Origin of the sequence: Streptomyces sp. NPDC001351, assembly GCF_042896045.1 — a bacterium.
In the GTDB taxonomy this organism is placed as follows: domain Bacteria; phylum Actinomycetota; class Actinomycetes; order Streptomycetales; family Streptomycetaceae; genus Streptomyces.
On sequence record NZ_JBIAWS010000006.1, the window covers coordinates 553,570 to 574,123 of the forward strand.

General features: G+C 71.1%; 17 protein-coding genes. 10 read left to right on the forward strand and 7 right to left on the reverse strand.

What is annotated here, in order from left to right:
* Positions 1 to 8 precede the first annotated feature (8 nt).
* The gene (gene hemQ / locus ACFY1U_RS24825; RefSeq protein WP_115909758.1) at positions 9 to 740 is read right to left on the reverse strand and encodes a hydrogen peroxide-dependent heme synthase; all 732 of its coding nucleotides are present in this window, start codon (positions 738 to 740) and stop codon (positions 9 to 11) included.
* 4 nt (positions 741 to 744) lie between these two features.
* Positions 745 to 2,289, reverse strand: coding sequence for a protoporphyrinogen oxidase (hemG, locus tag ACFY1U_RS24830; RefSeq protein WP_390696303.1), 1,545 nt, complete (start codon positions 2,287 to 2,289; stop codon positions 745 to 747).
* Positions 2,290 to 2,418: 129 nt separating this feature from the next.
* Here hemG and ACFY1U_RS24835 point away from each other — a divergent pair, with 129 nt between their 5' ends.
* Positions 2,419 to 3,390 carry a DUF4349 domain-containing protein gene (locus ACFY1U_RS24835; RefSeq protein ID WP_390696304.1) on the forward strand — a complete coding sequence of 324 codons (972 nt, stop codon included), beginning with the start codon at positions 2,419 to 2,421 and terminating at the stop codon, positions 3,388 to 3,390.
* Positions 3,391 to 3,438: 48 nt separating this feature from the next.
* Positions 3,439 to 4,827 (forward strand): FAD-dependent oxidoreductase, encoded by a 1,389-nt coding sequence (locus tag ACFY1U_RS24840; RefSeq protein WP_390696305.1) that lies wholly within the window; start codon positions 3,439 to 3,441, stop codon positions 4,825 to 4,827.
* 16 nt (positions 4,828 to 4,843) lie between these two features.
* Here the strand turns inward: ACFY1U_RS24840 and ACFY1U_RS24845 are convergent, their stop codons facing one another.
* Positions 4,844 to 5,182, reverse strand: a complete 339-nt coding sequence (locus ACFY1U_RS24845; protein ID WP_390696306.1) for a hypothetical protein — start codon at positions 5,180 to 5,182, stop codon at positions 4,844 to 4,846.
* 125 nt (positions 5,183 to 5,307) lie between these two features.
* On the opposite strand from ACFY1U_RS24845, the gene ACFY1U_RS24850 reads away from it, so the two are divergent.
* Positions 5,308 to 6,132, forward strand: coding sequence for a rhomboid family intramembrane serine protease (locus tag ACFY1U_RS24850; RefSeq protein WP_390696307.1), 825 nt, complete (start codon positions 5,308 to 5,310; stop codon positions 6,130 to 6,132).
* A 16-nt stretch (positions 6,133 to 6,148) separates the two neighbouring features.
* Here the strand turns inward: ACFY1U_RS24850 and hemE are convergent, their stop codons facing one another.
* The gene (gene hemE / locus ACFY1U_RS24855; protein ID WP_390696308.1) at positions 6,149 to 7,225 is read right to left on the reverse strand and encodes a uroporphyrinogen decarboxylase; all 1,077 of its coding nucleotides are present in this window, start codon (positions 7,223 to 7,225) and stop codon (positions 6,149 to 6,151) included.
* 168 nt (positions 7,226 to 7,393) lie between these two features.
* Here hemE and ACFY1U_RS24860 point away from each other — a divergent pair, with 168 nt between their 5' ends.
* The 5 genes from ACFY1U_RS24860 to ACFY1U_RS24880 all read left to right on the forward strand — a co-directional run bounded on the left by ACFY1U_RS24860 (position 7,394) and on the right by ACFY1U_RS24880 (position 14,114).
* Positions 7,394 to 8,023 (forward strand): DUF3000 domain-containing protein, encoded by a 630-nt coding sequence (locus ACFY1U_RS24860; protein ID WP_390696428.1) that lies wholly within the window; start codon positions 7,394 to 7,396, stop codon positions 8,021 to 8,023.
* A gap of 222 nt (positions 8,024 to 8,245) precedes the next feature.
* Complete coding sequence (locus ACFY1U_RS24865; RefSeq protein WP_030939825.1) at positions 8,246 to 8,908, forward strand: response regulator transcription factor; 663 nt, start codon at positions 8,246 to 8,248, stop codon at positions 8,906 to 8,908.
* 265 nt (positions 8,909 to 9,173) lie between these two features.
* Positions 9,174 to 10,478, forward strand: coding sequence for an HRDC domain-containing protein (locus ACFY1U_RS24870; protein WP_390696309.1), 1,305 nt, complete (start codon positions 9,174 to 9,176; stop codon positions 10,476 to 10,478).
* A 286-nt stretch (positions 10,479 to 10,764) separates the two neighbouring features.
* Positions 10,765 to 11,991 carry an acetyl-CoA C-acyltransferase gene (locus tag ACFY1U_RS24875; RefSeq protein WP_344401850.1) on the forward strand — a complete coding sequence of 409 codons (1,227 nt, stop codon included), beginning with the start codon at positions 10,765 to 10,767 and terminating at the stop codon, positions 11,989 to 11,991.
* Positions 11,988 to 14,114, forward strand: coding sequence for a 3-hydroxyacyl-CoA dehydrogenase NAD-binding domain-containing protein (locus tag ACFY1U_RS24880; RefSeq protein ID WP_390696311.1), 2,127 nt, complete (start codon positions 11,988 to 11,990; stop codon positions 14,112 to 14,114). Before ACFY1U_RS24875 ends, ACFY1U_RS24880 begins: the two co-directional genes overlap by 4 nt.
* Before the next feature lie 82 nt (positions 14,115 to 14,196).
* On the opposite strand, the gene ACFY1U_RS24885 is transcribed toward ACFY1U_RS24880, so the two are convergent.
* A complete protein-coding gene (locus ACFY1U_RS24885) occupies positions 14,197 to 15,213 on the reverse strand; it encodes a hypothetical protein (RefSeq protein ID WP_390696313.1) in 1,017 nt (338 codons plus the stop codon).
* A 315-nt stretch (positions 15,214 to 15,528) separates the two neighbouring features.
* Here ACFY1U_RS24885 and ACFY1U_RS24890 point away from each other — a divergent pair, with 315 nt between their 5' ends.
* Both ACFY1U_RS24890 and ACFY1U_RS24895 read left to right on the forward strand, forming a co-directional pair.
* The gene (locus ACFY1U_RS24890) at positions 15,529 to 16,419 is read left to right on the forward strand and encodes an NAD(P)-dependent oxidoreductase (RefSeq protein WP_390696314.1); all 891 of its coding nucleotides are present in this window, start codon (positions 15,529 to 15,531) and stop codon (positions 16,417 to 16,419) included.
* A gap of 35 nt (positions 16,420 to 16,454) precedes the next feature.
* Positions 16,455 to 16,829 (forward strand): NTP pyrophosphohydrolase, encoded by a 375-nt coding sequence (locus ACFY1U_RS24895; protein WP_390696315.1) that lies wholly within the window; start codon positions 16,455 to 16,457, stop codon positions 16,827 to 16,829.
* A gap of 36 nt (positions 16,830 to 16,865) precedes the next feature.
* Here ACFY1U_RS24895 and ACFY1U_RS24900 read toward each other — a convergent pair whose 3' ends face one another.
* Positions 16,866 to 18,365, reverse strand: coding sequence for an amino acid permease (locus ACFY1U_RS24900; RefSeq protein ID WP_390696316.1), 1,500 nt, complete (start codon positions 18,363 to 18,365; stop codon positions 16,866 to 16,868).
* A gap of 148 nt (positions 18,366 to 18,513) precedes the next feature.
* Positions 18,514 to 20,442: a 1-deoxy-D-xylulose-5-phosphate synthase gene (dxs, locus tag ACFY1U_RS24905; RefSeq protein WP_390696317.1), complete on the reverse strand. Its 1,929-nt coding sequence runs from the start codon at positions 20,440 to 20,442 to the stop codon at positions 18,514 to 18,516.
* Positions 20,443 to 20,554: the final 112 nt, after the last annotated feature.

A 20,554-nucleotide genomic window follows, 5' to 3' on the forward strand; every position in this document is an offset into this window, starting at 1 on the left:
GCGTTTGGTCAGGCGAGCCCTTCGACCAGCTCAGCCACGGACTTGCGGCGCCCGGTGTAGAACGGGACCTCCTCGCGGACGTGCATCCGGGCCTCGGAGGCGCGCAGGTGGCGCATGAGGTCGACGATGCGGTACAGCTCGTCGGCCTCGAAGGCCAGGATCCACTCGTAGTCGCCGAGGGAGAACGAGGCGACCGTGTTGGCGCGCACGTCCGGGTAGCCGCGGGCCATCTTGCCGTGGTCGGCGAGCATGCGGCGGCGGTCCTCGTCGGGGAGCAGGTACCAGTCGTACGACCGCACGAAGGGGTAGACGCTGACGTAGTTGCGGGGCGTCTCGTCGGCGAGGAAGGCCGGGATGTGCGAGCGGTTGAACTCGGCGGGGCGGTGCAGCGCCATGTTCGACCAGACCGGCTCCAGGGCGCGGCCGAGCCTGGTGCGGCGGAAGAGGTTGTACGCCTCCTGCAGCTGGTCGCTGGTCTCCGCGTGCCACCAGATCATGAGGTCGGCGTCGGCGCGCAGGCCCGACACGTCGTACGTGCCGCGGATCGTCACGTCCTTGGCGGCGAGCTGGTCGAACAGCTCCTGGACCTCGTCGGCGTAGCCCGCGCGGTCCTCGGGCAGTACGTCCTTCAGCTTGAAGACGGACCACAGGGTGTAGCGGATGACCTCGTTGAGGTCCTTGGCCAGCTTGCCCTTGTTCGCGATGCGGTCCGGGGCGGTGGTGGGGGCGTCGTCACTCATGTCGCTATTCTCCCGCTCCGCCGTGCAGACTCTGCACCGGGTTGGCGGTGAGCTCCTCCACGCCCGCCCGTCGCCCGCCACCACCCTCAACCGAAGCGCTTCGCGCTGCACCTCTTGATTCCAGGTCCCCGCCGATCTGGTCGACGGCGGCGTACGCGCTCGCGATGCAGGCCGGGATGCCGACGCCGTCGTACGGGGCGCCGCAGACGGCGAGGCCCGGCAGCTTGGCCACGTGCTCGCGGATGCGGGCCACGCGCGCGTGGTGGCCGACGGGGTACTGGGGCAGGCCGTCGGTCCAGCGGGTGACGCGGGTTTCCAGGGGGGTGGCGTCAAGGCCGGTGGCCTCGCGCAGGTCGTGACGGGAGACGTCCACCAGGCCGGCGTCCTCGCGCTGGAGGATCTCCGTCTCGCCGTACCGCCCGACCGATGTGCGCAGGACGACCGTGTCCGGGTTCTCCTCGGCGATCCAGCCCCACTTCTGGGAGGCGAAGGTCGACGCCTTGATGGTGCGTCCGTCCACCGGCGGGACGAGGAAGCCGCTGCCCTCGGGGAGGGCGGTGTCGGCGCGGCGGTAGGCGAGGGTGACCAGGGCCATGGAGGCGTACTCGACGGCCGCGAGTTCGGTGGCGGCCTCCGGGGCCTCGGGGCGCAGGAGGCCGGCGGCCACGGGAGCCGGGGCGGCCACGACGACGGCGTCCGCGTGCAGAACACGGTCACCGGCGACGACACGCCAGCCGCCGGGTGTCTCGCGGCGCACCTCGGTCACCGGCGTCCCGGTCAGGATCTCGCCGCCACGCGCTCGGACCGAGTCCGCCACCGCTAGGGGCAGGCTGCCGATGCCGCCCCGGATGCCCATGAAGACGGGGCCGGTCTGCTGGGCGGCGGCCATCCTGGCCTGGAGCTCGCGGACGCCCTGAGTGAGCGAGTCGTGCGTCTTCGCGACCTGGTACAGCTGCGGGACCGCCGAGCGCATGGAGATGCGGTACGCGTCGCCCGCGTAGACGCCGCCGAGGAGGGGTTCCACCAGGCGGTCGACGACCTCGCGGCCGAGCCGGGCCGCCACGTACTCCCCGACCGCGACGTCCTCGCCGACCTCCGTGCGCGGCAGGTCGGCGTCGCGCTCGATGCGGGCCAGGCCCTCGTCGGACAGGACTCCGGTCAGCGCGGCGGCGGTGCCGGGGACGCCCATGACATGGCCCTTGGGCATGGGGCGCAGGGCGCCGCGGGTCCAGATCGAGGCCGTCGCCGTGGCCGGCGGCTGCAGCCGGTCGTCGAGGCCCACCTCGCGGGCGAGGGCCACCGCTTCCGGTCTGCGCGCCAGCATCGACTCGGCGCCGAAGTCCACGCGGGCGCCCGCGATCTCACCGGGCAGCAGCTTGCCGCCGACGCGGTCCGACGCCTCCAGCACGGTCACCCGCGCACCCCGCTGCAACAACCGGTGGGCCGCGGCCAGTCCGGCGATCCCGGCACCGACGACGACGACCCGCCCGGGGCCCGTACCACTCTCCACTTCGCGCATGTCCCCAAGCGTCTCAGACCCCTCTGACAACCCGTCGGCGACCTGGTGTCCTTCACGAGTCCCGACCGTGACCGCATCGGGACCGTCCGGGTCCAACGTCCCGGCCCCTTGGGGCGTCGAAGGAGCGTCAGTCGTCACAACCCTCGGGGGTACACCCACATGCGCGCACGACGTCCCGTACGACCTGTCCCGGCCCTGGCCGCGCTCCTGCTCGCCGCGGCACTCGCGCTCACCGGATGCAGCGGGAGCACCTCCGATTCCGGAGGCAGCAGCACGGCCGAGAAGGCCGTCCGGAGCGACGGGAAGGCCGCCGCGCCGGGCGGCGAGAGGAACGCGAGCGGCGCCGGGACCAAGCGGGCGCCGAAGCTCACCGCGAGCAGCATCATCCGCACCGCCTCGCTGACCGTGCAGGTCAGGGACGTACCGAAGGCCCTAGACGAGGCCCGCACGACGACCGAGAACGCGGGCGGTTACGTCGGCGACGAGACCACCAGCCGGGACGAGAAGGGCCGGGAGCGCACCCGTGTCGTCCTGCGTGTGCCGGTCGACAGGTACGACGAGGTCCTCGCCGGCCTGCAGGGCGCGGGCAAGCTCCTCGACCGCACCGCGAAGGCCGAGGACGTCACCGACCAGGTCGTCGACGTGGACAGCCGTATCAAGTCGCAGCGGGCGAGCGTGGCCCGGGTCCGGGAGCTGATGGACCGGGCCACCAAGCTGAGTGACGTGGTGGAGCTGGAGGGCGAGCTGAGCAACCGGGAGGCCGATCTGGAGGCGCTGCTCGCTCAGCAGGCGTCCCTGAAGGACCGCACGAGCCTCGCGACGATCACCCTGTCCCTCTCGGAGACACCGGTGAAGGAGGCCGCGAAGGACGACGGTCCCGGGTTCGTGGACGCGCTGGCCGGCGGCTGGGGCGCGTTCGTGACGATGCTGCGCTGGCTCGCGGTGGCGTTCGGCGCGGTGCTCCCGTTCGCCGTGGTGGCGGCGCTGATCGCGCTCGCGTGGCTGCGGCTCGTCCGGCCCCGGCTGCCGCACCGCCCGGCCCCCGCGCCCGCGACCGGGGCACTGGGCCCGCTGCCGACGGCCCGTCCGGCACCGCAGGACCCGAGCACGCGCGAGAACGACCAGGACTGACCGGTACCGCGCCCGGCCCGAAATGCCGCGTCCCCGTAGCGTGTTCGCATGGACATGAGCGCTGCGAGGGAACGACTGGTCGTGATCGGCGGCGACGCCGCGGGGATGTCCGCGGCGTCGCAGGCACGCCGCCTGAAGGGCCCCGACGAGCTGGAGATCGTGGCGTTCGAGCGCGGCCACTTCACCTCCTTCTCGGCGTGCGGCATCCCTTACTGGGTGGGCGGCGACGTCGACGAACGGGATCAGCTGATCGCCCGAACCCCCGAGGAACACCGCGCGCGGGACATCGATCTGCGCATGCGGACGGAGGTCACCGAGATCGACGTGGCGGGCGGCCGGGTACGCGCGCGTGACCTCGATTCCGGCGACGAGTCCTGGACGTCGTACGACAAGCTCGTGATCGCTACCGGCGCCCGCCCGATCCGCCCGGACATGCCGGGCGTCGACGCCCCTGGTGTGCACGGCGTGCAGACGCTGGACGACGGCCAGGCGCTCATCGACACGCTCACGCGCACGGGTGGCCGTCGCGCGGTGGTCGTCGGGGCGGGCTACATCGGCGTGGAGATGGCGGAGGCGCTCATCAACCGCGGCTACGAGGTGACCGTCGTCAACCGCGGCAGCGAGCCGATGTCCACGCTCGACCCCGACATGGGCCGCCTGGTGCACGAGGCCATGGAGGGCATGGGCATCACCATGGTCGACGACGCCGAGGTCACCAAGGTGCACACCGGCCAGGACGGCCGGGTGCGGGCGGTGGCCACGGAGGACGCCGAGTACCCGGCGGATGTGGTGATCCTGGGCATCGGCGTACGCCCGGAGACGGCGCTGGCCGAGGCGGCCGGGCTGCCCCTCGGTGCCCACGGCGGCCTGCTCACCGACCTGTCCATGCGGGTGCGCGGGCACGAGAACATCTGGGCCGGCGGCGACTGCGTGGAGGTCCTCGACCTGGTCTCGGGCCAGGAGCGCCACATCGCCCTCGGTACCCACGCCAACAAGCACGGCCAGGTCATCGGCACCAACGTCGGCGGCGGCTACGCCACCTTCCCGGGCGTCGTCGGCACCGCGGTGTCGAAGGTCTGCGACCTGGAGATCGCCCGCACGGGCCTCCGGGAGAAGGACGCCCGCCGGGTCGGCCTCCAATTCGAGACGGTCACCATCGAGTCGACGAGCCGCGCGGGCTACTACCCGAACGCCTCCCCGATGACGGTGAAGATGCTCGCCGAGCGGCGGACGGGCCGCCTGCTCGGCGTGCAGATCGTGGGCCGCGAGGGCGCGGGCAAACGAGTGGACATCGCCGCGGTCGCCCTCACGGCCGGCATGACGGTGGAGCAGATGACAGCCCTGGACCTGGGCTACGCACCACCGTTCAGCCCGGTCTGGGACCCGGTACTCGTAGCCGCCCGCAAGGCATCAAAGGCGGTCCAGCAAGGCTCTTAGGGGCACGGCGAAACCCCTACGCCGAACCATTGATCCGTTCAATGGCCTGACGCGCCTGCTCCGCCGGAGGCCGCGGTGGCAACGACGACACCGAGGCGGTGGAGGTCATGGCAGGGGCGGCCGAGACCGCCGCTGGCTGCTCCCCCGCCGGCTTCGCATGCGCAGCGCCCCGTACGGACCGCAACCGGTGACTCACCGCCTCGTCCAGTGTCACCGGCCGCTGCATCTGCGAAGCCAGCCGTCCGGCCTCCTGGCCGAGCCGGGCGACGTCCTCCCAGGGCAACCTCACCACCAGGGAGAGCTCCGCCTCCCCGTCGGGCGTGGCGTGCATCGGAGGAGTAACTCGGTCGTTCATCGCCTGTTCCTCACGTCGTCCCCGCGACCCGCCTTCCCCGCGCCGCGGGCGGTTGAGGAGACATACGCACGCGCGCGTGGCCGCGTTCACCGATTCACGCGGTCCATCAGGGGCACTAATTCCTTGTGGTCATACCCGTCCATGACGTGAACCCGGTGCGCCGCACCCCCTGGGTGACGTACGCGCTGATCGCCGCGAACGTGTACGTCTTCCTGTCCACGCCCGGTCTCGCCGGTTCCGTGGCGGGCGGCAGCAGCCTGTCCCAGCTGTGCCATCTGCAGGCGTTCCTGGACCACTACGCGGCCGTACCGCGGGAGTTGATCCACCATCAGATGCCCCGGCTGGTCCCCACCGGCGGCACAGGAGTGGGCGCGCACGGGGCGGGCTGTGTGGTGGCCCCGCCGAGTTACCACAAGTCGCCGCCCGTGTCCGTCTTCACCGCGATGTTCCTGCACGGCAGCTGGCTGCACCTGCTAGGCAACATGCTCTTTCTGCTGATCTTCGGCAACAACGTCGAGGACCGCATGGGGCACATCAGGTACGCGCTGTTCTACGTCGTCTGCGGCTACGCGGCGTCGTACGGCTTCGCGCTGGCCAACGCCGACTCCTCCGACCCGCTGATCGGTGCGTCGGGAGCCATCGCCGGGGTCCTGGGCGCCTATCTGGTGCTGTATCCGAAGGCCAGGGTCTGGATCCTCGTGCCGTTCCTGCTCTTCCTGCCGCTGAGACTGCCGGCCTGGCTGGTGCTGGGCTTCTGGTTCGTGCTGCAGGCCCTGTACTCCTCCGGCGAGGGCGTCTCCACCGCGGGGACGGTGGCGTACGCGGCGCACGTCGTCGGCTTCCTCGTCGGCATGCTGCTCGCCTGGCCGCTCAAACCGGGCACGCCCCCGCCGCCGGAACCGCGCGGCCTGGTGTTCGGCAGGAGGGCGCGGCCCCGGCACACGTGGTGAGCCGTCGGAAAGAGGTCTAGCGGGCCGTCTGGGTGTGCACGTACTCCACGAGCCGGGTCAGCGCGTCCGGGTCGGTGGACGGCATGACGCCGTGGCCGAGGTTGAAGACATGGCCCTCGAGCCCCGCGGCCGAGTCGAGGACCTCGCGGGTCTTGGCCTCGACGGCCTCCGTGGAGGCGAACAGGACGGTCGGGTCGAGGTTGCCCTGGAGGGCCTTGCCGGGGCCGACCCGGCGGGCCGCCTCGTCGAGCGGGACACGGAAGTCGACGCCCACGACGTCCGCGCCCGCCTCGCCCATCAGCTGCAGCAGCTCGCCCGTGCCGACACCGAAGTGGATGCGCGGGACGCCGTATCCGGCGACGGAGTCGAGGACCTTCGCGGAGGCGGGCAGCACCGAGCGGCGGTAGTCGGCGGGGGCGAGGGCGCCGGCCCACGAGTCGAAGAGCTGGACGGCCGAGGCGCCCGCCTCGATCTGCACCTTCAGGAACGCGGACGTGATCTCCGCGAGGCGGTCGAGCAGGTCGGCCCAGAGCTCGGGGTCGCCGTACATCATCGCCTTGGCGTTCTCGTACGTGCGCGACGGGCCGCCCTCGATGAGGTAGCTCGCGAGGGTGAAGGGCGCCCCGGCGAAACCGATGAGGGGGGTCGAGCCGAGCTCGCGCGTCAGCAGACCGATCGCCTCGGTGACGTACGAGACGTCCTCAGGGGTGAGGTCACGGAGCTGGGCCAGGTCGGCGCGGGTGCGGATCGGGTGTGCGACGACCGGGCCGACGCCCGGCTTGATGTCGAGGTCGACGCCGATGGCCTTGAGCGGGACGACGATGTCACTGAAGTAGATCGCCGCGTCCACGCCGTGCCGGCGCACCGGCTGGAGCGTGATCTCCGTGATGAGTTCGGGGCGGGTGCAGGACTCGAGCATCGGGACGCCCTCGCGGACCTTGCGGTACTCGGGCAGGGAGCGCCCGGCCTGCCGCATGAACCACACGGGCGTGTAAGGCACGGGCTCGCGCCTGCACGCCTTGAGGAAGGCCGATTCGTACGTCGCTGCCGGCTGTGTCCGGTCGTGGCCCGCGGGGCTCTCGTTCGCACTCACGACCGCAAGTCTCGCACGGCGCCCGAGGCGCTACGGCCGGGGTTCATGAGGCACTATCCGGACATGCGGACCCCGCACGGGTGTCCCTCCCTGCACGAAGCCCCCGTTCCCCTTAATCTTCCCCGCATGGCTGCGGCTCAGGGACGACTGTCGGACGGCGCTGACGGAATGGACGACACCAAGGAGGGGGATCGGAATGGCGGCGGTACACCTCCTCCGTTGCCCTTCCGGGCTGCCGTCGACGCGCTGAGGACCGCGCGGCTGCGGCCGCAGATCGAGATCGAGCCGGCGCCGGCGCCCAAGCGGCTCGCGCCCTTCGCGTACGCGTTGGAGGCGACCGTCGTCGACGGCGACCAGGACCTGGCCGACGGCCGCCTGGTGCTGCTGTACGACCCGGACGGGCACGACGCCTGGCGGGGTGCCTTCCGGCTGGTGACGCTGGTGCGCGCGGAGCTGGAGCCGGAGATGGCCGCCGACCCGCTGCTGCCGGACGTGTGCTGGTCCTGGCTGACCGGCGCGCTGCAGGCGCGCAGTCTGTCGTACGGCGAGGCGAGCGGCACCGTCACCCGGGCGAGCTCGCACTACTTCGGCGGTCTGGCGGAGCGCCCGGCGGCCTCGCAGATCGAGATCCGCGCCTCCTGGACGCCCCGCGAGGGCCTGGGCGGGGTCCCGGACACGGCGTCCCACCTGGCCTCCTGGTGCGATCTGCTGGCCCAGGTCGCGGGCCTGCCGCCGGCCGGTCCGGGGGACGCCTCGGTCGTGACGCTGCCGCAGCGTCGGGACCCGCAGGCACGCTGACCGGCACCTCGGCCGGCGCCTTGACCGTCACTTTGTCGATACGGCCACTTTCGGTCACGAACAGGGCCGCGAACGAACCGATTCGCTCATCGCACGATCGATCGCGTGTCCGAATTGCACTAATTGATACTCACTAAATCGTGATCTTTCCCTAAAGGACTTCGGGTTTGGTGCCGAAGACGACTGTGACCTTGAAAGCCGTCCCGCACCCCAGGAGGCCTGGTGTCCGTTCTCCTCGAGCAGCCCGCAAGCCTGGTCGCCTACCGCCCGAACAAGCCGACCGCCATGGTGGTCGTGGCCGATCCCCGCGTCCGCTCCACCGTGACCCGACATCTGTGGGCGCTCGGTGTGCGCGACGTCATCGAGGCCTCGTCCATCGCGGAGGCTCGTCCCCGCATCGGCAACCCCCGCGACATCTGCGTCGCCGACGTCCACCTGCCCGACGGCTCCGGCCTCACGATCCTCTCGGAGACCCGCGCGGCGGGCTGGCCCAACGGCCTCGCCCTGTCGGCCGCCGACGACATCGGTGCCGTGCGCAACGCCCTCGCGGGCGGCGTCAAGGGCTACGTCGTCACCGGCACCCGTACCAACGTCGGGCTCCCCACCCGGCCGGGCGCCGCCCCCATCGGATCCGCCGCCGCGCGTATGCACCGCCGCCCCCCGGGTGCCCCGAGTCACCCGGGTGGCTACCGCGAGCTCTCCGGCCGCGAGGTCGAGGTGCTGCGACTGGTCGCGGAGGGACAGTCGAACAAGGCGATCGGCGTTTCGATGGGCCTGTCCGCGCTGACCGTCAAGAGCCACCTCGCCCGCATCGCCCGCAAGCTCGGCACGGGCGACCGCGCCGGGATGGTCGCGGTGGCCCTGCGGACCGGCATCATCCACTGACCCGTGCGTCTCCGCCCTTTACCTCCGCCCCTTACCTCTCCCCCTCCGCTCCTCCCCCTCTCTCCGGCTCTCCCCTCTCCGCCCTCTCCCCCGTACATCTCTGCCATTCACGGACGTGAACAGGATCGGCCGCTGATTCTCCGCCCGTGTCCCCACCTGTCGTGAACCGGATCGTTCACCGACCTGACTGGTTTACGACCCTCAGGCGCCCGTCGACGGAACGTTACGTCGGCGGGCGCTGTCCATACACAGATACCCTTGACACGTGACCGACGCCCAAGAGACCGCAGCAGACAGCTCACTGCGAACCACCGGAGGCGCCCCTCCGGAAGACGGCGGAACATCTGTTACGGGGGCGCCGAACGCAGAACCGAGCCCGGAACCGACCCCTTTGCTCGAGCCGCGCGAGGGCATCCCGCCCGTGATCGCCGACGCGGACGCGCTCGCCGAGGTGGTCGCCGCCTTCGCGGCCGGTTCAGGACCCGTCGCCGTCGACGCCGAGCGCGCGTCCGGCTATCGCTACGGACAGCGGGCCTATCTCGTGCAGCTGCGCCGCGAGGGCGCGGGGACCGCGCTGATCGATCCCGTGGCCTGTCCCGATCTCTCCGGCCTCGGCGAGGCGCTCTCCGGCGTCGAGTGGGTGCTGCACGCGGCCACTCAGGACCTGCCGTGTCTGCGCGAGATAGGCATGGTGCCGACGCGGCTGTTCGACACCGAGCTCGCGGGACGTCTCGCCGGGTTCCCCAGGGTCGGCCTCGGCGCCATGGTCGAGAACGTCCTCGGCTTCGTACTCGAAAAGGGCCACTCCGCCGTCGACTGGTCGACCCGCCCGCTGCCCGAGCCGTGGCTGCGGTATGCGGCGCTGGACGTCGAGCTCCTGGTGGATCTGCGGGACGCCCTGGAGAAGGAGCTGGACCGACAGGGCAAGCTGGAGTGGGCCCAGCAGGAGTTCGACGCGATCGCCTCGGCTCCGCCGCCGGAGCCCCGCAAGGACCCCTGGCGGCGTACGTCCGGGATGCACAAGGTGCGGCGGCGCCGGCAGCTCGCCGTGGTGCGGGAGCTGTGGCAGACGCGGGACCGGATCGCCCAGCGGCGGGACGTGTCGCCGGGCAAGGTGCTCGGGGACGCCGCCATCGTGGAGGCGGCGCTCTCCCTTCCGAGCAACGTGCACGCGCTGGCCGCCCTGAACGGGTTCGGGAACAGGATGGGGCGGCGGCAGCTGGAGCAGTGGCAGGCCGCGGTGGATCGTGCGAAGGCCCTGACGGAGGCGCAGCTGCCGGCGCCGGGGCAGCCGGTGACCGGGCCTCCGCCGCCGCGCGCGTGGGCCGACAAGGACCCGGCGGCCGCGGCTCGTCTGTCGGCGGCCCGGGCGGCGGTGTCCGCCCTGGCCGAGCAGCTGAACATGCCCCAGGAGAACCTGATCACGCCGGATACGGTGCGGCGGGTGTGCTGGGAGCCGCCGAAGGTCGTCGACGAGGACTCGGTCGGTGCGGCGCTCGCAGGTTTCGGCGCGCGGGCCTGGCAGGTCGAGCAGGTGACACCGGTGCTGGTCGCCGCGTTGTCCGCCTAGGAAGACCTCACCCGGTCGCCTCCCTCGTGATGACCCTTGAAGCGGAAACAGGGATGTCGAGATCACGCCAAGATCCTGGGACGGCATGCACGCGTTGGCATGCCGTACCCACGCCCGTACTCACTCCGCGTGGCTCGACGGCACCCCCAGGAGTGTGACGTTCACCGCTCCAGCCGTCAGGGGTGTGCAGGCACGTTACCCGCAAGTAGCATGGGCCTGAGCGCGCGCTCAGCGCTTGCGCTTGCGCCGTGCAGCAGTGCCATCCCGCATCTGGAGGAGAGCCATCGTGCCTCGTACCGTCAGGGACGTCGTCTTCGTCGACGGCGTCCGTACCCCGTTCGGCAAGGCGGGCCCGAAGGGCATCTACCACGAGACCCGCGCCGACGACCTCGTCGTGAAGGCGATCCGGGAGCTGCTGCGCCGCAACCCGGGTCTCGACCCGAAGAAGATCGACGAGGTCGCCATCGCCGCGACCACGCAGATCGGTGACCAGGGGCTCACCCTCGGCCGGACGGCCGGCATCCTCGCCGGGCTGCCGCAGTCGGTCCCGGGCTACTCCATCGACCGCATGTGCGCCGGCGCCCTGACCGCCGTGACGACCACCGCCGGCTCGATCGCCTTCGGTGCGTACGACGCCGTCATCGCCGGTGGTGTCGAGCACATGGGCCGCCACCCGATGGGCGAGGGCGTGGACCCGAACCCGCGCTTCGTCAGCGAGAAGCTGGTCGACGAGTCCGCGCTGTTCATGGGCATGACGGCGGAGAACCTGCACGACCGCTACCCGACGATCACCAAGCAGCGTGCCGACGAGTACGCCGTGCGCTCGCAGGAGAAGGCCGCCAAGGCGTACGCCAACGGCAAGATCCAGCAGGACCTGGTGCCGATCTCGGTGCGCCGCACCAACGCGGAGGCCGGTGAGACCGGCTGGGGCCTGGTCACCGCCGACGAGCCGATGCGCCCGGGCACCACCCTGGAGAACCTCCAGGGCCTGAAGACGCCGTTCCGTGTGCACGGCCGCGTCACCGCCGGTAACGCCGCCGGTCTCAACGACGGTGCGACCGCCTCGATCATCGCCTCCGAGGACTTCGCCCGCGAGAACAACCTGCCGGTCAAGATGCGCCTGGTCTCGTACGCCTTCGCCGGCGTCGAGCCGGAGGTCATGGGCTACGGCCCGATCCCGGCGACCGAGAAGGCCCTTGCCAAGGCGGGCCTGTCGATCGAGGACATCAACCTCTTCGAGATCAACGAGGCCTTCGCCGTGCAGGTGCTCGCCTTCCTGGAGCACTACGGCATCGCCGACGACGACGCCCGCGTCAACCAGTACGGCGGCGCGATCGCCTACGGCCACCCGCTGGCCTCCTCCGGCGTCCGTCTGATGACGCAGCTGGCCCGCCAGTTCGAGGAGCAGCCGGAGGTCCGTTACGGCCTCACCACCATGTGTGTCGGCTTCGGCATGGGCGCCACGGTGATCTGGGAGAACCCGAACCACAAGGACGCCGGAGGCAACAAGTGAGCACCACCGAACTCCTGAAGGGCGCGGCCGAGCTGTTCCCGGACGAGGTCGTGACGTCCGCGCACGTACGCCACCTCGACCTGCCGTTCGGCGCTGGTCGCTTCGCCCTGATCACGCTGGACAACGGCTTCGACCACACCAAGCCGACCACCTTCGGTCCGGCCTCGCTGGCGAACCTGAACACCGCCATCGACCAGGTCGAGAAGGAGGCCGCGGCCGGCGAGATCGTCGGTGTCGGCATCACCGGCAAGCCCTTCATCTTCGCGGTCGGCGCCGACCTCAAGGGCGTCGAGCTGCTGAAGGAGCACAAGGACGCGCTCGCCATCGGCAAGGGCGGTCACGAGGTCTTCAAGCGTCTGTCGGGCCTCGCGGTGCCGACCTTCGCGTACTACAACGGTGCCGCGATGGGCGGTGGCGTCGAGGTCGGTCTGCACTGCAAGTACCGGACCGTCAGCAAGGCGCTTCCGGCGTTCTCGCTGCCCGAGGTCTTCCTCGGGCTGGTCCCGGGCTGGGGCGGCTGCACGATCCTGCCGAACCTGATCGGTGCCGACAAGGCCGTCTCGGTGATCATCGAGAACAGCCTCAACCAGAACAAGCAGCTGGGGGGCCAGCAGGTCTTCGACCTCGGCATCGCCGACGCGATCTTCGAGGGTGCGGACTTCCTGGAGCAGTCGCTGATCTGGACCGCTCAGGTGCTCAAGGGCGACGTCGAGGTCGAGCGTCCCGTGATCGACCGCGGTGAGGCCTGGGACCAGGCCGTCGCCAAGGGCCGGTTCATCGCGGACAGCAAGGTGCACGGTGCCGCTCCGGCCGCCTACCGCGCGCTGGACATCATCGCCGCCGCCAAGAACGGCGACCTCCAGCAGGGCTACGACGCCGAGGACAAGGCGCTCGCGGACCTGATCATGGGCGGCGAACTGCGCGCCGGCATCTACGCGTTCAACCTGGTGCAGAAGCGCGGCAAGCGTCCCGCGGGCGCCCCGGACAAGAACCTGGCGCGCCCGGTCACCAAGGTCGGTGTCGTCGGCGCCGGTCTGATGGCCTCCCAGCTCGCGCTGCTCTTCCTGCGCCGCCTGGAGGTGCCGGTCGTGCTGACCGACATCGACCAGGAGCGCGTCGACAAGGGTGTGGGCTACGTCCACGCCGAGATCGACAAGCTGCTCGGCAAGGGCCGTATCAACCAGGACAAGGCCAACCGTCTCAAGGCCCTGGTCACCGGTGTGCTGGACAAGGCGGAGGGCTTCTCCGACGCGGACTTCATCATCGAGGCCGTGTTCGAGGAGATCGGCGTCAAGCAGCAGGTGTTCGCGGAGGTCGAAGCGGTCGCCCCGGCGCACGCGATCCTCGCCACCAACACCTCCTCGCTGTCCGTCTCCGAGATGGCGTCGAAGCTGAAGAACCCCGAGCGGGTCGTGGGCTTCCACTTCTTCAACCCGGTCGCGATCCTCCCGCTGCTCGAGATCGTGCGCGGCGAGCAGACCGACGACGCGTCGCTGGCCACCGCCTTCGCCGTCGCCAAGAAGCTGAAGAAGACCGCGGTGCTGGTGAAGGACGCCCCGGCGTTCGTCGTCAACCGCATCCTCACCCGCTTCATGGGCGAGATCCAGAACGTGATCGACGAGGGCACCCCGGTCGAGGTCGCCGAGAAGGCCGTCGAGCCGCTCGGTCTGCCGATGTCCCCGCTGGTGCTCCTGGAGCTGGTCGGCCCAGCCATCGGTCTGCACGTCTCGGAGACCCTCAACCGGGCCTTCCCGGACCGCTTCACGGTCTCCCCGAACCTCGCGGCCGTCGTCAAGGCGGGCAAGCGCGGCTTCTACGTCTACGACTCCGGCAAGCCGGAGCTGGACCCGGAGGTCGCCGCGCTGCTGAAGCAGGGCGATGTCGTCCTGACCGAGGAGCAGGTCCGTGACCGTGTCCTCGACGCCGTCGCCCAGGAGATCGGGCTCATGCTCGACGAGGGCGTCGTCGCCGAGGCCCAGGACATCGACCTCTGCCTGATCACGGGCGCCGGCTGGCCCTTCCACCTGGGCGGCATCACGCCGTACCTGGACCGCGAGGGTGTCTCGGAACGCGTGAACGGCAAGAAGTTCCTGGCTCCTGGCCTGGCGTCGGTTCCGGCGTAACCCGCAGGCGCATGTGAAGAGGGCCTCCGCTTTCGGGCGGGGGCCCTCTTTGCCTCCGGTAACCGGGGTGCCTGTCCCCGCCTCACACCTCCCGCCAGGCCTCCAGCGCCAGTCCCGGCTCGTCCTTGCGGCGGGTGAGCAGGAGCTGTCCGGTCGACGGGGACAACGTTGCCGCCACCACGCGGCCGTCCTCGTCCACCGCGAGGGACACCGCGGCGTCCGCGGGCAGGGCCGGGCCCGACTCGGTCCACCAGGCGCCGGCCGACTCCTGTTCGGTCGGGTACGCGGCGAAGGCGACCCGGCCGCTCGCCGAGCGCTGTGCGAGCAAGGTGCAGTCGTGTCCGTCGAGTTCGCAGCGCACCGCGGAGACGGGGCCGGGCCCGGCGGAGGGCAGCAGGGTGACGGGTTTGGCGCCGGGGCGCCAGGCGCACAGGTCGCCCGACTCGTCGGTGTAGAAGAGGGTCGTGCCGTCCGGGGAGGTGGCCAGCGCACGCAGGGTGTCCGGGCGGACCGGGGCCTCCATCGCCTCCTCGAGGGCCGGCTGGGCGCCCGCCTCCTCCTGCCGCCAGTGCAGGATGCCGCCCGGGACGGCCGCGTACATCTCGACGCGCCCCGACTCCCCCGTCACCGCCGCCAGCTCCCCTTGCACGTCATGCCCCTTGAGATCCCGCCAGGGATCCCAGCCGCCCTTCTCCTTCTGCGCGACCATGCTCACCCCGCCGCCGTTGTTGCGGACGAAGACATGGGCGCGCCCCTGGGCGTCGACCGCGACGGCGGGCGGCCCGGTGCGGGATCCCTTCTTGTCCGGGTGCCCGAGCGGCGCCCAGTCGAGGGCGGCGAGCCGGGGCCGGAAGTGGGTGGAGTGCACGAGGCCCGCCTCGCCGGACACGGTGGGCCGCCAGGAGACCAGATGGGCGTAGCAGTCGATGCCCTGTCCGACCGCGGGTGACGGGTACAGCGTCTGCTGGCCGCCGACCCGGTGCGCGGCCGTCCAGGGGCCGCCGGGTGAGCGCTCCGCCCGGCACAGGAGGGCGTCGTCCGTGGGGAGGTAGACACTGAGCCGGCCGTCACGGCCGCGCAGAAGCCAGTCGCCGTTCACCGCTTCACTCTAAGCGGGGCGACACGCGGGCCACGGCCCGGCCCCCAGGCCCTGTCGTTTGGATCAGGTCGGCTGCTGAGAACGGTGCCTTGCAGCCTCCCCGAGCGGGGTCTGGTGCGTGCAGCTGCAAGGCGGAGGAGGGCGTCGACGCGGAGCGTCGGCAACCGACGACAACGCCGCAGATGTGCGTTCCAGACCCCGCGACGCCGAGCTGGTCCAAACGGCAGGGCCTACGTCCCGGTGCGTGCGTCCGGACACCGAGCGGGCAGGCTGTTCCTCAGCAACCACAGCGACAGTGAGAAGGAAGCCGAACTCATGACCGACCAGCTCACCGTGAGCGTCCTCGGCACCGGCATCATGGGCGCCGCCATGGCCCGCAACCTCGCCCACGCCGGTCACTCCGTCCGCGCCTGGAACCGCACCCGCGCCAAGGCCGAGCCGCTCGCCGCCGACGGAGCGCACATCGCCGGCACGCCCGCAGAGGCCGTCCAGGGCGCCAATGTCGTCCTGACCATGCTCTACGACGGTCCGGCCACCCTGGACGTCATGCGCGAGGCGGCCCCCGCGCTGCGCCCCGGCGCCGCCTGGGTGCAGTCGACCACGGTCGGCATCGAGGCGATCGCGGACCTGGCCGCGTTCGCCGACGAGCACGGCCTCGTCTTCTACGACGCCCCGGTGCTCGGCACCCGCCAGCCCGCGGAGGCCGGGCAGCTGACCGTGCTGGCCGCCGGGCCCGCCGATGGCCGGGCGGCGGTGGAGCCGGTGTTCGACGCGGTCGGTGCCCGCACGCTGTGGACCGGGGACGACGGCGCGGCCGGCAGCGGGAGCCGGCTGAAGCTGGTCGCCAACAGCTGGGTGCTCGCCGCGACCGCGGCGACCGGCGAGGTGCTGGCCCTGTCTCAGGCCCTGGACGTCGATCCGCAGCACTTCTTCGACCTGATCGCGGGCGGCCCGCTCGACATGGGCTATCTCAGGGCCAAGGCGGGGCTGGTCCTGAACAGCCAGTTGTCTCCGGCCCAGTTCGCGGTGGCGACGGCCGCCAAGGACGCCCGTCTGATCGTCGAGGCCGGGCGGCGGAACGGGGTGCGTCTGGACGTCGCCGCCGCGACCGCCGAACGCATGGAGCGGGCCGCCGCGCAGGGACACGGCGACGAGGACATGGCCGCCGCGTACTTCGCCAGCTTCGACGAGAAGCCGGTGGACTGAGCGGCCGGCAGCGGCGGCTGTGCGAACCTGGCCGCATGACTGAGAGCGACCCCCTGCTCGTGATCGTCGACGCCGCGAACGTCGTCGGGTCGGTGCCCGACGGCTGGTGGCGTGACCGGCGGGGGGCCGCCGAGCGCCTCCGCGACCGGCTCGCAGCCGACGGCCTCCCCGGTCACTCCGGTCCCGTGGAGATCGTCCTCGTGGTGGAGGGAGCGGCGCGCGGAGTGGCGACCGTGCCCGGCGTCCGGGTGGAGTCGGCGCCGGGCAGCGGGGACGACCATATGGTCGACCTGGTCGCCGGGGCGGGGGAACGCCCGGTCCTGGTGGTGACCGCGGACCGGGAACTGCGGCGCAGGGTGCGGGAGTTGGGGGCGGAGGTCGCGGGACCTCGTACCGTCAGGCCTGCGTGACACCCGGCTGGCTGCTCCCCTCCCGGCACGGAGGCTTCAGGACCTCGCTTCGGCCCCGGTCTGCTCGCCGCGTGCCAGACGGCTGTGGGAGCGGCCGTAGAGGAAGTACACGGCGAAGCCGATCACCATCCAGATGGCGAACCGGAGCCAGGTCTCGGCGGGCAGGTTCAGCATCAGCCACAGCGAGGCGCACACCGACAGGACCGGGATGACCGGGACCCACGGGGTGCGGAAGGCGCGGTGCAGGTCGGGGCGGGTGTTGCGGAGGATGATCACGCCGATCGCGACGACGATGAACGCGAACAGCGTGCCGATGTTCACCAGTTCCGCGAGTTCGCTGAGGCTGGTGAAGCCCGCGACGATCGCGATGATCACGCCGAGCAGGATGGTCGGCCGGTGCGGGGTCTTGAACCGCGGGTGGACGTGCGAGAAGAAGCGCGGCAACAGTCCGTCGCGGCTCATCGCGAAGAAGACCCGGGTCTGGCCGAGCAGCAGGATCATGCAGACCGTGGTCAGGCCGACGGCGGCGCCGAAGCTGATGAAGCCCGCGAACCAGGGGTGCCCGGTGGCCTTGAAGGCGTCGGCGAGCGGGGCGCTCACGGACAGCTTGGTGTAGTGCTCCATCCCGGTGACGACGATCGAGACGGCGACATACAGCACCGTGCAGATGACGAGCGAGCCGAGGATGCCGCGCGGCATGTCCCGCTGGGGGTTCCTGGTCTCCTCGGCGGCCGTGGCGACGACGTCGAAACCGATGAACGCGAAGAAGACCACGGACGCGGCGGTGAAGATGCCCATCACGCCGAAGTTGGAGGGCGCCCAGCCGAACAGCAGCTGGATGAGCGGGGCCTTGAGGCTCCCGCCCGCCTCCACCGTCTGCGACTTCGGGATGAACGGCTTGTAGTTGTCGCCCTTGACGAAGAAGAGACCCGCGACGATCACGGTCAGCACGACGGTCACCTTGATGGCGACGACGACGGAGGTGACCCGCGCGGAGAGCTTCGTGCCCACCACGAGGATCGCGGTCAGCACCAGGACCAGGGCGGCGGCGAGGATGTCGAAGCCGAAGCCGTGCGCCCCCTCTCGGCCGCTCAGCCGCTCGGGCAGATGCCAGCCGGCGTTGTCGAGGAGCGAGGCGATGTACCCGGACCAGCCGACGGCCACCACCGCCGTACCGAGCGCGAACTCCAGGACCAGGTCCCAGCCGATGATCCAGGCGGGCAGTTCGCCCAGGGAGGCGTACGAGAAGGTGTAGGCGGAGCCGGCCACCGGGACCGTGGAGGCGAACTCGGCGTAGCAGAGCGCGGCGAGCCCGCAGGCGACGCCGGCCGCGACGAAGGCCAGGGCGACGGCGGGGCCGGCGTTGTTCTTGGCGACGGTGCCGGTGAGGACGAAGATGCCGGTGCCGATGATGACGCCGACGCCGAAGACCGTCAGATCGAGCGCGGACAGGGATTTCTTGAGTGCGTGTTCGGGCTCCTCGGTATCGAGGATGGACTGCTCGACCTTCTTCGTCCGGAAGAGGGTGCTGCTCACGGGCTTACCTCCCACGCTTCGTCGTCCTCGACATGATCGAGAGGGGGCGTACTGCGTATGCCCCGGCGCGGTCGGATTCACGCAGATGGGCCGCTTTCACCACCCCTGGCGGTGGTGGAAGCGGCCCATCCGGTCGTCTTCGGGCGGGTCAGTCGCGCGCGGGCTCCACCGAGTCGACCTCGGCCGCCTCACGGTTGAACCGGCCGTCGAGCTTGGAGACGAGACCGGTGACCTGGCGGGCGATGTCGGGCGCCGTGAGCCCGATCTCCGTCATGACCTCGGCGCGGGAGGCGTGGTCGAGGAAGCGCGGCGGGATGCCGAAGTCGCGCAGCGGTACGTCGACGCCCGCGTCCCGCAGGGCCTGCGCGATCGACGAACCGACGCCGCCGACACGGGAGTTGTCCTCGACGGTGACGACCACGCGGTGCCGCTCCGCGAGCGGGGCCATGGCCTCGTCGACGGGCTTGACCCAGCGCGGGTCGACGACGGTGGTGGAGATGCCCTGCTTGTCGAGCAGGGAGGCGATCTCCAGGCACATGGGAGCCAGGGCGCCCACGGAGACGAGCAGCACGTCCGGGGTGTCCGTGCCGGGCTCGCGCAGGACGTCCATGCCGCCCACCCGTCCCACGGCGGGTACGGCGGGGCCGACGGCGCCCTTGGAGAAGCGCACCACGGTCGGCGCGTCCTTGACCTCGACGGCCTCCCGCAGCTGCGCCCGCACCTGGTCGGCGTCCCGGGGCGCGGCGAGCCTGAGGCCCGGCACGACCTGCAGGATCGACATGTCCCACATGCCGTTGTGGGAGGCGCCGTCCGTGCCGGTGATGCCGGCCCGGTCCAGGACGAAGGTGACACCGCACTTGTGCAGGGCGACATCCATCAGGACCTGGTCGAAGGCCCGGTTGAGGAAGGTCGCGTAGACGGCGAAGACGGGGTGCAGTCCGCCGGTGGCGAGGCCCGCCGCGGAGACGGCCGCGTGCTGCTCGGCGATGCCGACGTCGTAGATCCGCTTCGGGAAGGCGTCCGCGAACTTCTTCAGGCCGACCGGCTGCAGCATCGCCGCCGTGATGGCGACGATGTCCCCCCGTTCCCGGCCGAGCCGGACCATCTCGTCGCCGAAGACGGAGGTCCAGTCGGCACCGGAGGCCTTGATGGGCAGGCCGGTGTCGGGATGGATGGGGCCGATGCCGTGGAAGCGGTCGGCCTCGTCCTGGAGGGCGGGCTGGTAGCCGCGGCCCTTCTCGGTGAGGCAGTGCACGATCACCGGGCCGCCGAACCGCTTGGCGCGCGCGAGCGCCGACTCCAGGGCCTCGATGTCGTGACCGTCGATGGGGCCGACGTACTTCAGACCGAGGTCCTCGAACATGCCCTGCGGCGCGATGAAGTCCTTGAGGCCCTTCTTCGCGCCGTGCAGGGTCTCGTAGAGCGGCCTGCCGACGACGGGCGTGCGCTCCAGCAGGTCCTTGCCGCGGGCCAGGAACCGCTCGTACCCGTCGGTCGTACGAAGAGTCGCCAGGTGGTTGGCGAGGCCGCCGATGGTCGGGGCGTACGAGCGTTCGTTGTCGTTGACGACGATGACGAGCGGGCGGTCCTTGGCGTCGGCGATGTTGTTGAGGGCCTCCCAGGCCATGCCGCCGGTCAGGGCGCCGTCACCGATCACGGCGACCACGTGGTCGTCGCGCTCCAGGATCTGGTTGGCCTTGGCGAGGCCGTCGGCCCAGCCGAGCACCGTGGAGGCATGGCTGTTCTCGATGACGTCGTGCTCGGACTCGGCCTGCGAGGGGTAGCCGGACAGGCCGCCCTTCTGCTTCAGCTTCGTGAAGTCCTGGCGGCCGGTGAGCAGTTTGTGCACATAGGACTGGTGGCCCGTGTCCCACAGCACCTTGTCCTTCGGGGAGTCGAAGACGCGGTGCAGGGCGATGGTGAGCTCGACGACGCCCAGGTTGGGGCCGAGGTGGCCGCCGGTCTTGGAGACGGCGTCGACGAGGAAGGTCCGGATCTCCTCTGCCAGCTGGTCCAGCTGCTCCAGGCTGAGCCGGTCCAGATCGCGCGGTCCCCTGATGCGGGTCAGCAGCGGCACCCGTGCCTCCTTGCAGTAGAGCTGTTGCCGGGCTCGTCGAGTCTAATGTTCCGCCCGTGCGGCCGACGCCCGGGCGGTGCGTGATAGGTCACGCGATCGGCTGTACCCAAGA

Coding starts and splice junctions, on each gene's coding strand:
- ACFY1U_RS24890 (WP_390696314.1), top strand. CDS start 15,529: ATGACCGACCAGCTCACCGTGAGCGTCCTCGGCACCGGCATCATGGGC.
- ACFY1U_RS24845 (WP_390696306.1), bottom strand. CDS start 5,182: ATGAACGACCGAGTTACTCCTCCGATGCACGCCACGCCCGACGGGGAG.
- ACFY1U_RS24860 (WP_390696428.1), top strand. CDS start 7,394: ATGGACGACACCAAGGAGGGGGATCGGAATGGCGGCGGTACACCTCCT.
- ACFY1U_RS24840 (WP_390696305.1), top strand. CDS start 3,439: ATGGACATGAGCGCTGCGAGGGAACGACTGGTCGTGATCGGCGGCGAC.
- ACFY1U_RS24895 (WP_390696315.1), top strand. CDS start 16,455: ATGACTGAGAGCGACCCCCTGCTCGTGATCGTCGACGCCGCGAACGTC.
- hemQ (WP_115909758.1), bottom strand. CDS start 740: ATGAGTGACGACGCCCCCACCACCGCCCCGGACCGCATCGCGAACAAG.
- ACFY1U_RS24835 (WP_390696304.1), top strand. CDS start 2,419: ATGCGCGCACGACGTCCCGTACGACCTGTCCCGGCCCTGGCCGCGCTC.